Raw genomic sequence first — 12,254 nt, forward strand, 5'->3', positions numbered from 1 at the left:
TAGTTAAGGTACTCAGAATAAAGAATGTTAATAAAATCTGCTCCTCCCATGGCGCCGCCCGGGTGTCCTGATTTTGCTTTTTCAACCATTGCTGCCGCTAATAACCTGATATTATCAGCCGCTTTGTTTGCTACATCTTGCATCATTGTTTATTAGTTTGTTATTTCTATTTTTTCTATTCGTTTTTGATGTCTCCCACCTTCAAAACCTGTTGCCAAAAACACTTCGATTATTTCAATCACCTCATCTTCATTCAAAAACCTTGCAGGCACGGTGCAAACATTAGCATCATTATGCTGTCTGGCCAATTCTGCTATTTCCGGTTTCCAACAATAAGCCGACCGAACATCTTTATGACGATTCAGAGAAATATTAATACCATTTCCACTACCGCAAAACGCCAATCCAACTTTTAATTCTTTATTTTCTATGGCATTTGCTAACTGGTGAGCATAGTCTGCATAATCGCAGCTTTCAGGAGAGACCGTACCAAAATCTTTAGTAACAATACTTTTTTGATTCAGGTACTCAATAATTCTGTTCTTCATTTCATACCCTGCATGATCTGAAGCCAATCCAATAACCATTTCCATGATTCAAAATATGGGAAGGAGAAAAACAGTATCCTTCTCCAATCCCATTAATCGTCTTAAATATAATTACAGTTCTTCTTCTGTAAACTTTCCTAATTTTATATACTTATCATACAATGACTTGTATGCCTCTACATTTTCAGGAATCGGATCATATTCTTTCTCAAATCCTTGTCCCATTGCCTTTTGTGCTTCTGCAATAGTGGCATGCGCCCCTGAAGCAACAGCAGCAAACATAGCAGCTCCTAAAGCAACACTCTGCTCAGAACGGGCAACTTTTATTGGCATTCCAAGTACATCAGCCAAAGTTTGCATTACAAAATCTGATTTTTTTGCAACACCACCAATAGCAACAACCTGATCTACTTTTACTCCGTTATCAAGAAAACGCTGAACAATAGCTTTAGAACCATAAGCTGTAGCTTCTACTAAAGCACGGAAAATACGAGGAGCTGAAGATCCTAAGTTTAATCCGGTAATAGTACCTTTTACGTTTTGCGTAGCATCCGGAGTACGACGGCCATTTAACCAATCCGTAGCTAAAATAGTAGACTCTTCCAATGGAATTTTAATAGCCTCCTCTGATAACGCAGGGATAATTTTATCTTCAATTGCTTTAGCCTGATCTTTATCATCGATAAACTGCAATGGCCAGGCCAATACATTTTTAAACCATGCATATACATCACCAAAAGCAGACTGACCAGCCTCTAATCCAATCATACCAGGGATTACAGAACCATCAACTTGTCCACAAATACCAGGTATCAATTTATCACCCAACTCTTCTTCAGGCGACACCATAATATCACAAGTAGACGTACCCATGATTCGCACAAAAGTATTTGCTTCAATCTCGGCACCAACAGCCCCCATGTGTGCATCAAAAGCACTTACACCAACAATCACATCAGTAGAAAGTCCTAATTTTTCAGCCCACTCAGCAGTTAAAGTTCCAAATGCCTCATCACTTGTATATGTTTCTTCAAATAAGTTCTCGCGCAATCCTTTTAATTCAGGGCCAAGTTCTACTAAAAACTCTTCAGGAGGAAGTCCATTCCAGTCTGTGTGCCACAACGCTTTGTGTCCTGCAGCACAACGGCTTCTCTTCAATTCTTTCAATCCTGTTTTACCAGTTAAAACAGCAGGCAACCAATCACAATACTCAATCCAGGAAACAGTTGCTCCCTTAACCGCATCATCTTTACGCAAAGTGTGAAGAACTTTAGCCCACACCCACTCTGAAGAATAGATACCCCCTTCATACTTTGTAAAATCCACATCCCACTTACGTGCCAATTCATTAATTTCATCAGCCTCTTTAACAGCAGTATGGTCTTTCCATAAAATAAACATGGCATTAGGATTCTCCTCAAACTCAGGCAACATGGCCAAAGGAGTTCCATTGGCATCAGTTAATGCAGGTGTACTACCAGTAGTATCAAAAGATATTCCCACAACACCTTCTGCTACTGAAGCATCACATTTAGCTAACGCCTCTGTAATAGTAGCTTCCATTACCTCCAAATAATCTTTTGGATGCTGACGATACTGATTTTGAGAAGGCACACAGTATTTACCTTCCATCCAACGAGGATAATATTTTACAGAAGAAGCCATTTCTTCACCTGTGTTTACATCAACAATTAATGCCCTTGCTGAGTCAGATCCATAATCTAACCCTATTACATATTGCTTTTTCATTGTTTTCAATTTAATAATCGGAACCAGGAATAAGCATTTTGCCTACCCCGGTTCCTTATTCATCCTTACCCAATTCTATGTTTATTGACCGTAATAGGCATTAGCACCGTGCTTACGGTTAAAATGTTTCTCAGTCAAATGCTCGTTCATATCTGCATTTGGATTCACCTGAAGTGCAATGAAATCCATTTTTGCAATCTGCTCTAATACCACAGCATTATGAACTGCATCGTCAGCATTTTTTCCCCATGAAAAAGGCCCATGGTTTTTAACAATAACACCCGGCACATGATTTGGATTACGGTCAGCAAAAGCATCAATAATCACAGTACCAGTATCTTTTTCATATTCACCAGCAATTTCCTCCTGGGTCATTGACCTGGTGCAAGGAACATCTCCATAAAAATAATCAGCCTGCGTTGTTCCCAAAATAGGAATACTTTTCCCGGCCTGAGCCCAAGCCGTAGCATAAGTAGAATGGGTATGAACCACACCTCCAATTTCAGGAAAAGCCTTATATAGCTCAAGGTGAGTTGGGGTATCAGATGATGGTTTCATGTTGCCATCAACCACATTGCCATCCAAGTCTACCACAACCATATCAGAAGCTTTCATCACGTCATATTCCACTCCACTGGGCTTAATCACAACCAATCCCTTCTCTCTGTCAATGGCGCTAACATTTCCCCAGGTAAAAATAACCAGGCCATGTTTAACCAAATCCAGATTTGCCTTAAAAACTTTTTCTTTTAATTGCTCTAACATCACTTATTTTTTTACCAGAAATAAATATAAAAAGCTACTGTAAATCCAAGAATTACGACAGTATGAAATACATCCCAGGCATTCCAGCTTGCTCTGGAAGCAGCTCTTTGCTCAGGAGTTGATGTGCCGAAAACCAAACCTTGAATTTTCTCTGCACTTGGCGCTTTGGTATACATACTGACAATAACCACTACTGCAATACATACTAATAACATATATCCACAGAAGAACAACCAGTTGGTATCAAAAAATACTGCTTTAAACAAGCTGTCCTGAGCATTAGGCACAGAGTTATAATATACTTTAGCACCCAATCTGGTAATACCAATGATAAAACCAGACATTAAGCCCCAGTATCCACCCTTAGCAGATGCTCTTTTCCAGGTGATCCCCATCAAGAACGCTGCTGCGATTCCTGGAGCCAACACCGACTGAACATCCTGTAAATATTCGTAAAGAACATCTCCAATACTACGCATGATAGGAATCCATAAAATTCCCAGGGTTACGATTACCACTGTAGCCATCTGACCAATTTTTACTAACTTATTCTCAGGCGTTTCAGGCTTGAATCGTTTATAGAAATCGATAGTAAACAACATTGCCGATGAATTAAACAAGGATGCTAATGAACTCATCAATGCCGCTAATATACCACATACTACTAAACCTTTAACACCGGCAGGCAACAACTTAGCAACCAATGAAGGGAAAGCAGCATCAGCACTTGGCAATACATATAATTCACCATTTAGCATTACATCTCCTTTTGCTCCCATAGCGTATGCAATCATACCTGGAATCAGGAATAAGAATACAGGTAATAACTTTAAATAAGCACCGAAAATAGTTCCACGACGAGCATGTGTTTCGTTTTTACCCGACAATACCCTTTGTACAATAAACTGGTCAGTACACCAATACCAGAAACCAATAACTGCAGAACCAATTAACGCACCTAACCAAGGAAAATCTGGATCACCATTATCACGAATCAGATTTACCATGGTGTCACCATATTCATTCACTTTAGTAGCACCACAAATTTCCAACATTTGTTCCCATCCACCAACAGCTTTTAATCCAAGCACAAGAATAATTAAAGAACCTCCTAACAGGATCGGAGTTTGAAGTACAGAAGTATACAATACCGATTTCATACCACCAAAAATGGTATATAAAGCAGTTAACAATACCAAGCCTATTGCAGAAATCCAGAAGAAATCAATTCCCCACATTTCTTCAATACCAAAAACCTGCTGAAAAACCAAACCTCCGGCATAAACCGTAACAGCAACCTTTGTCAATACATAACTCACCAAAGAAATCAACGACAATACAGTCCTTGACTCTTTGTTATATCTTCGTTCAAGAAACTCAGGCATAGTCAATACCATACTCCTGGAATAAAATGGTACAAAAACCCATCCAAGGATCAAAATCATCCAGCCCTGGATTTCCCAGTGAGCCATTGCCATACCACTTGAAGCTCCGGCTCCCGCCAAACCGATCAAGTGTTCCGAACCAATATTGGAAGCAAAAATAGATGCCCCAATTGCAATCCAGGAAGCATCACGACCTCCTAAAAAGTAATCTTCTGAGTTTTTATTCTTTTGGCTAACTACCCATACAATAATGGCAATTAAAACAATAAAGAATACTCCAATAACAATCCAATCTAATGTAGTCATTTTGTCTAAACTGTTTAGTTAACAAAAATGGCGTGTGAAACCACACACCATTTTTTTATATAGATATTATATTCCTTTTGCTAAGTGATAATAAAGATCATTCCACTGAAGTTCTTTCTTGAATGCAGGGATAGTAGTGCTATTATCAATAACCACTGCTTCAATACCAGCTATTTCAGCATAATCAAGTAAATCCTCTACTGTTAAATCATACGAGAAACTAGTATGGTGAGTACCTCCTGCTAAAATCCATGCAGCAGCTCCAACCTCAAAATTTGGTTGAGGAATCCAAAGAGCACTTGCAACCGGAAGTTTTGGAAGATCTTTTGATTCGATACAATCAACAGCATTAATAATCATACGGAAACGGCTTCCCATATCAACAATAGTAGCTGCTACTCCTGGTCCGGTTTTACTTGTAAACACTAAACGAGCAGGATCATTTTTGCCACCTATTCCTAAGGGATGAACTTCCAATTTTGGTTTACCATCAGCAATTAAAGGACAAACCTCTAACATGTGAGCCTGAAGAATAGAACTATTCTCACCATCAAAGTTTAAAGTATAATCTTCTAAGAAAGAACATCCATTTGGCAATCCTTGTCCCATATACCACATTGTACGGCATAAAGCAGCTGTTTTCCAGTCGCCCTCAGCACCAAAACCATAACCATCAGCCATCAAACGCTGAGAAGCTAAACCTGGTAACTGATCTACACCTTCTAAATCATCAAAGTTTGTAGTAAATGCTTTAGCTCCTTTTGCTTCAAGGTATCTGCGAAGTCCGATTTCAATACGTGCAGCTTTCACAACCTGGTCACGATCTTTTCCACCTTCTTTGCAGTTATCAGCCAAATCATATTCAGCCTCATATATTTTTACCAATTCAGCAACATCCTCATCACTTACGTCATCCTGTACCTTTACAAAATCAGCAATTGGACTATAATCAACATGATATCCGAATACTCTTTCAGCATCCACTTTATCTCCATCTGTTACAGCCACGTTGTTCATCTGATCACCAAAACGTACAATCAACATATCCTGAGAATCAGCCCAACCAGCAGCAACACGAGACCATCCTGCAACTTTTGATACGGTTTTAGGATCTTGCCAGTGTCCAACCACTACTTTTCTGTTCAAACGCATACGTGCAGTAATGTGTCCAAACTCCCTATCCCCATGTGCACTTTGGTTCAGGTTCATGAAATCCATATCAATATCATCCCATGGAATCTCCTTATTATATTGAGTATGTAAATGCAATAAAGGCTTATTCAATTCTTTTAGTCCATGAATCCACATTTTAGCAGGTGAAAAAGTATGCATCCATGTAATGATTCCAATACAGTTTTCAGCGCTATTAGCTTCTTTACAAATGTTATGTATTTCAGCAGAACCTGTTCCTGTTGGTTTACAAACAACTTTAACAGGAATTTCAGATGAAGCATCAAATGCTGCTGCAATCTCTTTTGAATGTTCAGCTACCTGATCTAAAGTTTTTTGACCATACAAATGCTGACTTCCTGTCACAAACCAAACTTCTAATTGATTTAATGTTTTCATAATTAAACTGATTTTTACTTCTACCTTTTATATATACTGCCCTACTATTTTGTATATACCTATTTTTCAATACATACCCCCATAATATTACAGCACATCATTAATTTTGTAGTACTTTGTACTATTATTAACCCTAAAAAAAATGCAATCTTTATTGCATCTTATATTTTTACAATTCTATCGAAGGATTTTTCCTTAGCTCCTTCAATAAATTTAAAATAATAAGCACCACGCCTTGATTCCGTCGTATTTTTTTCATCGAGACGTTGCAGAACTTTTAAAGACAATACTTTTTTCCTAAAATTACCGGTATCCAATTCTTTCTGAAAAATTGCTTCGTATAACCTCCTTAGTTGCAACAGAGTAAACTTATCGGGAAGCAACTCACTTCCTACCAGTTCCATTCCTGCTTTTAACTGGAGTTTTTCCAGCGCCTTATTCACCATTTCCTTATGGTCAAAAATAAAATCAGGTAACGACTTCATCGACCACCAATGTGCACCATTTTCACGAACCTTATCAGAATTATGCTTATCGATCCTTATCAATGCATAATAAATAATACTGACAACCCTGTCTTCCGTATCCCTTTCCGGTTCAGTGAAAACCTCCACTTGTTCAAGAAATATATCTTCTAATCCGGTAATATTTTTTAAAATCCGTCGGGCAGCTGTATCCGACGATTCTTTCTCGCCAACAAATCCTCCCATCAAAGACCACATTCCTTTTGCAGGTTCAAAACCCCGATGATAAAGTAACAATTTTAAATCACCATCTTCATAACCAAAAATCACGCAGTCAACAGCTACAAAATATTTTGAAAACTTGTTGTACTTTTCGCCCATGTAAAACATCAATGCTACAAATATAATAATAGTATCTATTACTATTATAATTTTTCAATTACTTTTTTTTGATTTTTTTACATTTCTTTAGAAATGTACATATGAAATTGCAGAAAAAACCTGTTTTTGTTACTAATTTTAAGAAACTTACAAAGTTTAAACCTTTACACCTCAACTAAACACTTGTTTGCATAAATAATAAAAGTACAAAGTACAATTATAATTAGAGATTATCGGATATATATGAAAGAATGAAGTTTGTATGATTTGGTTACTAATAAGATTTGTTGCAGATTATGATGTTACTTAAGGTACCGAGGCTCAACCGTGGCTATAATATTTTTTACATTACCGCTATAAACTTGCAAACATGAATATTCTTCAGCTTTCTTTGCAGTGTTTCCGGCAACCAATTTCAAACACTTACTACCTGATCCTGAAACATATGAGTATAGAATTCCTGTTTTAGTAATAACTTTAAACTCTCCCTCTGGCATAACTATTTCATCAAACCATAAGCATAGAAGATCTTGCTGATACTCTACTTTTTTGATATTCAACTTTGATGTATCCATTGGATCCCAAAGTCTGTCAAAAGTCCACTCTGGAGTTATCCTATCCGGATGAAGAGAAATTGAATCAAGGTTATTGGCAAACCATTTATAATTTCCGCCCTCTCTGGAACAATTATAAAAATAATACCTGTCGCCATAAATATATGGCCTGTTCTTATAAGGCTTATCAGGATAGGTTACATGCTGTATACTCTTATCCCTCATGTATGAAGAGAACCTACAGTTTAATAAATAAAACTGCGCATCATAATGGTGACGGGCCAAATAAAAGCTATCCACCCCAAGAAAATCACAATTTCTTAAAACAAATTTCTGGTTTGGGTTAGTAGGTGCTGCATGCCAAATGGCTGCGGTGTTTTTTAACTCTTTAAATGTGGAATTTGAAATATAACACCAGCCCCTTGGACAAACAAAATCAACAGCCCCTTCAAAATAACAGTTGTCGTGATAATACATACCCGTTTTATAATCCCACAACGAAACTGTATCTCCACCTTTACTTGTAACATTACAATTAACAATGATGGTGCGGGTACCATTCCCCAGAATAGTAAAGGCATGTGGCCCTATCCTGGGCTGGGTATTTTTAATCGTCAGGTTATCCAAAACAATATCATCAGCTTCTATATTAATCACCGCAGGGCCAATATCATCTTTGTTTTCCTGCCAGTCCTCACGGAGCTGGGCATATTGTATAACTGTACTATCTCTGCTTTCACCTTTGATAGTAATATAGTCACACCTTATTTTAATCTTTTCGTTATAAACACCATTTTTAAGGTAAATAACAATCCGTTCATAATTATAGTATGGCAAACTGGCAATAGCTTCTGTCAAGGTTTTAAAATCACCGGAACCATCTTTTGCCACTACAATATCATTTGCAGCCTTTAACGATATTGAGCCCAACATTAACAATCCTATAATTATCCTGAGAACCATACTTAAAAAATTTTGTTCAAGAACTTAACCACATATTCCTTAGCCTCATCATACCACGGATAAAACAGCCAAAACGGATGTGGTGTATTCTTTATCTCATGCACTTGGCTATATACACCGTTTGAACTTAAAATATGGATAAATTTATCTCTTCCGGCATGAAAACGAGGAAGGGAACTATTAACAAAAAGAGTTGGCAAGGGATTGGCACAAACATGATTTATAGGAGATGCCTCTTTCCATACCTGAGGATTTTCATTGAATGTTTCCCCAAAAAACATTGCAGCAGCAGATGGTTTGTGTGGATCCTGATCTTTTCCACTTTCAGAAGGATCTGTAAAATCCAACACCCCATCCATATCTATATACGCATGAACGGCAGAGCTGGAATTAGGAAAAACAGAGTTGGGATCATCAAACTTTGCCATACCACACGTTGTGGCGAGCAGTCCGGCAAGGGTTCCACCTGCTGAAGTTCCCAAAACTGCAATCTTTGATGTATCAATTTTATAAAGCGCTGCATTATGCTTTAAAAACCGTAATGCTTCCTTTAGGTCATATATTGCAGCAGGATACCTGGCTTCTTTTGACAAACGATACTCTACCGGAACTGCAACATAATTATTATGTGCCAAAAACATGGCCAAAGGTTTCAAATGGGATTTATCTCCCGATCGCCACCCTCCTCCATGAATCATTAAAACAACCGGACGACTACAACTATCTGTTCCTGGCTTCATAAAAATATCCATATGCAACATTCGGTTTCCCCGAACACGATACACCTGATTGGAAAGTCCAATAATTTTATCCGATTTGGTTGATGTAACAGGTGAAGTATATGGATATTTCTTTTTTACTTTATTCCAGGCTGAATTTACAGTAAACGAGGTATCCCTTGGGTAATCGGTTTGTGCAAAATTATAATTGGCGACAAAAAGAAATAATATCAAAATACTACATCTAAAAACCTCCAACTCGTGCCTTATTTTACAACAAACCTCCATATATTTTCTTATTCTTCTTTATTTATAATATGTTCTGCCAGCTTCTGGTTGATTTTAGCCAGTTCAATAACTGCTAACCTGGCAACTTTTTCGGCACCTTCTGTGCAAAGGTGTGTATCATCTTTTCTTCCCTCAGGGAATTGATCATCCGGATCAGTCCACAAATACAATTCCTTTGATTCTTCAGTCCCCAATGCTTCCACCATGCTATGCGTTAATTTTTGGAGGTCAACAACAGGTACTGTTAATTCCTCCGCCACCTTTTTCATGGCCTGTGGGTATTCACCATGGGTATCCACAAGTTTTCCATCAACATCAAATTTTCTGCGGACTATCGAAGTGAACAAAATTGGAACAGCCCCTTTTTGTCGGGATTCCTTAACATACTTAACTAAATTGCTTGTATACTCTCCATAAGGCTCAGTATACCTATCGGGCGATTTAACTTTTTGATCATTATGCCCAAACTGGATAAAAACAAAATCCCCGGATTTTAAGCTATCCAATACAACCTGCCACCTTCCTTCGCCTATAAAGCTTTTTGAGCTCCTTCCATTTACTGCATGGTTATCAACAACCACCAGCGAATCAAAATAGTTGGGAAGAACCATACCCCAACCTGTTTCAGGAAACACTTCTGCTCTTTTTATGGCCATAGTTGAGTCGCCAATCATAAATATGGTAAAGGGCTTTTCTTTTTTACATGAGAACAAAGCCCCCATTACAATCATCGCCAATAATATCTTTCTCATAATAGAATTTTTTCGGAAATAAATTTATTACTTTTTTGATACTTTTACAGATTCTTTATTGACCGATTCATCCAATACTAAAACTTGTTCTATGTCGGCTTTTGATGTAAATCCGATGGACACATTCTCTGTTACACTTCCACTTATGGAAACCATCGATTCATAAGAATCACCCAGATCTAAGCCTTCTATTTCAACATCTTTTGCATTTATAAAATTAACAGCTGGTTTAGCATCTGTAATAAGTTTCATATCCTTAATCCTTACCCCCTTAGCATCCATACACAACAAGCCATTGTTGGCCACCATATTAATATTTTCAAGGTATACATTCTCCAGGTTCATTTCGGGTAAACCTTGCAAATAAACAGCAGTATGAGCGCCTTTACATGTTACATTTTTAATACTAATATTTCTAAACTGAGGAGTTTCTTCCGTTACCTCACGTATCTCCTGTACGGCATTGCCTTCCTTACTTTTTGCCAACATCTCTGAGACTGATAATCCTCCGTAATACATATTAAAAGAAATAGCATTTGCCGGAATATTAATCATATCAACATCCGATATGTAAATATTTTCAACAATTCCTCCCCTGCCTCTTGTACTTTTGAACCTTAATCCTACATCTGTTCCAATAAAGGTACAACCAGAAACATGCATATTTTTAACTCCACTGGACATTTCACTACCAACAGTTACACCTCCGTGACCGTGATAGACTATACAGTTTTTCACAATCAGGTTTTCATTGGCAATGCCCCTGTCCCTTCCATCTTTATCCTTTCCAGATTTAATGCAAATTGCATCATCGCCCACATCAAAAGTAGAATTGTATAGCAAAGTATTTTTACAAGATTCAATATCAATTCCGTCACCATTTTGGGAATACCATGGATTTCTAACATCAATATTTCTAACCGTAAGGTTTTGGCACATCAATGGATGGATATTCCAGGCCGGAGAATTTTGGAATACAGGCCCATCCAACAGCACTTTATTACAATTAACCAAACTCACCATTACAGGCCTAAGAAAGTCTCTTATCGCAGTATAGTCTTCTAGTTTATCAAAGTTTTTAGGAACATTCATATCACTTATTTCCACTCCTTTTTTAAAACTCTCTGAAGGGTACCAGATTTTGCGTTTTTCATCAACAAACCCACCTGTTGCCACCAACCTTTTCCATTGGCTTTCTGTGAGTTTTGATTTCTTCACCATTCTCCAAACATCACCGGATCCATCAAAAACCCCATCTCCTGTTATAGCAATATTCTCTAGGTCTTTACCATAAATTGGTGACTGGCATCGAACAGTATTCAGTCCTTCAAAACTTGTTTCAACCAATGGGTACAGATCCTTATTTGTACTAAAGATCACCAACGCCCCGGCCTCTGCGTGCAAGTTCACATTGCTCTGCAATACAATAGGCCCTGTCAACCAAATTCCCCTTGGGATCACAACCTTTCCTCCTCCATGGGAAACAACATTGTGAATGGCATCTGCAATAGCTTTTGTATTGAGTACCTGACCACCAGGCACTGCATTAAACTCTGTTATCGAAACTGTATATTCCGAAAACCCGGGCTCAATTACTTTTGGCATTTGGAATTCAACACCACTATAAATTTCATCTCCGATTTCTACTTTATCCTGAGCTGAATTACAAGCTACCAGAGTCAACAGAAACACGAATAACAAATTTTCAATTACTCTTCTACTGCTTAACATACTATCTTTATTTATTAACATTTAACTTATTAAGTCCATCATATACCAACTGTGCATCACACAAAGCTCCTTCTGGCTGA

The 12,254-nt window shown here is 37.7% G+C and carries 11 protein-coding genes; all 11 read right to left on the reverse strand.

What is annotated here, in order from left to right:
• Nucleotides 1-146, reverse strand: a 146-nt coding sequence (locus OM074_RS11955) for a thiamine pyrophosphate-binding protein (RefSeq protein ID WP_435873443.1), incomplete at its 3' end; no start/stop codon positions are given.
• Between the two features lie 6 nt (nucleotides 147-152).
• Nucleotides 153-593, reverse strand: coding sequence for an RpiB/LacA/LacB family sugar-phosphate isomerase (locus tag OM074_RS11960; RefSeq protein ID WP_363320266.1), 441 nt, complete (start codon nucleotides 591-593; stop codon nucleotides 153-155).
• A 66-nt stretch (nucleotides 594-659) separates the two neighbouring features.
• Nucleotides 660-2,297, reverse strand: coding sequence for a ribulokinase (locus OM074_RS11965; protein WP_301199710.1), 1,638 nt, complete (start codon nucleotides 2,295-2,297; stop codon nucleotides 660-662).
• Nucleotides 2,298-2,378: 81 nt separating this feature from the next.
• Complete coding sequence (gene araD, locus OM074_RS11970; RefSeq protein ID WP_301199711.1) at nucleotides 2,379-3,062, reverse strand: L-ribulose-5-phosphate 4-epimerase; 684 nt, start codon at nucleotides 3,060-3,062, stop codon at nucleotides 2,379-2,381.
• Between the two features lie 11 nt (nucleotides 3,063-3,073).
• Nucleotides 3,074-4,753, reverse strand: a complete 1,680-nt coding sequence (locus OM074_RS11975; RefSeq protein WP_301199712.1) for a sodium:solute symporter — start codon at nucleotides 4,751-4,753, stop codon at nucleotides 3,074-3,076.
• Nucleotides 4,754-4,819: 66 nt separating this feature from the next.
• Entirely contained in the window at nucleotides 4,820-6,322 is a 1,503-nt protein-coding gene (gene araA, locus OM074_RS11980) for an L-arabinose isomerase (RefSeq protein WP_301199713.1), read from the reverse strand.
• A gap of 161 nt (nucleotides 6,323-6,483) precedes the next feature.
• Nucleotides 6,484-7,167, reverse strand: a complete 684-nt coding sequence (locus OM074_RS11985; protein ID WP_301199714.1) for an NUDIX hydrolase — start codon at nucleotides 7,165-7,167, stop codon at nucleotides 6,484-6,486.
• 302 nt (nucleotides 7,168-7,469) lie between these two features.
• Nucleotides 7,470-8,684: a pectinesterase family protein gene (locus OM074_RS11990; RefSeq protein ID WP_301199715.1), complete on the reverse strand. Its 1,215-nt coding sequence runs from the start codon at nucleotides 8,682-8,684 to the stop codon at nucleotides 7,470-7,472.
• A 2-nt stretch (nucleotides 8,685-8,686) separates the two neighbouring features.
• Nucleotides 8,687-9,637: an alpha/beta hydrolase gene (locus tag OM074_RS11995; protein WP_301199716.1), complete on the reverse strand. Its 951-nt coding sequence runs from the start codon at nucleotides 9,635-9,637 to the stop codon at nucleotides 8,687-8,689.
• Nucleotides 9,638-9,699: 62 nt separating this feature from the next.
• Complete coding sequence (locus tag OM074_RS12000) at nucleotides 9,700-10,443, reverse strand: rhamnogalacturonan acetylesterase (RefSeq protein WP_301199717.1); 744 nt, start codon at nucleotides 10,441-10,443, stop codon at nucleotides 9,700-9,702.
• Nucleotides 10,444-10,470: 27 nt separating this feature from the next.
• Entirely contained in the window at nucleotides 10,471-12,174 is a 1,704-nt protein-coding gene (locus OM074_RS12005; RefSeq protein WP_301199718.1) for a glycoside hydrolase family 28 protein, read from the reverse strand.
• Nucleotides 12,175-12,254 lie beyond the last annotated feature (80 nt).

Source organism: Plebeiibacterium marinum (assembly GCF_026013615.1).
Classification (GTDB): Bacteria; Bacteroidota; Bacteroidia; order Bacteroidales; family Marinilabiliaceae; genus Saccharicrinis; species Saccharicrinis marinus_A.

Bases quoted from the DNA above. Each gene is read 5' to 3' on its own strand.
- OM074_RS11975 (WP_301199712.1), bottom strand. From the start codon at position 4,753: ATGACTACATTAGATTGGATTGTTATTGGAGTATTCTTTATTGTTTTA.
- OM074_RS11965 (WP_301199710.1), bottom strand. From the start codon at position 2,297: ATGAAAAAGCAATATGTAATAGGGTTAGATTATGGATCTGACTCAGCA.
- araA (WP_301199713.1), bottom strand. From the start codon at position 6,322: ATGAAAACATTAAATCAATTAGAAGTTTGGTTTGTGACAGGAAGTCAG.
- OM074_RS11985 (WP_301199714.1), bottom strand. From the start codon at position 7,167: ATGGGCGAAAAGTACAACAAGTTTTCAAAATATTTTGTAGCTGTTGAC.
- OM074_RS12005 (WP_301199718.1), bottom strand. From the start codon at position 12,174: ATGTTAAGCAGTAGAAGAGTAATTGAAAATTTGTTATTCGTGTTTCTG.
- OM074_RS12000 (WP_301199717.1), bottom strand. From the start codon at position 10,443: ATGAGAAAGATATTATTGGCGATGATTGTAATGGGGGCTTTGTTCTCA.
- OM074_RS11960 (WP_363320266.1), bottom strand. From the start codon at position 593: ATGGAAATGGTTATTGGATTGGCTTCAGATCATGCAGGGTATGAAATG.
- araD (WP_301199711.1), bottom strand. From the start codon at position 3,062: ATGTTAGAGCAATTAAAAGAAAAAGTTTTTAAGGCAAATCTGGATTTG.
- OM074_RS11990 (WP_301199715.1), bottom strand. From the start codon at position 8,684: ATGGTTCTCAGGATAATTATAGGATTGTTAATGTTGGGCTCAATATCG.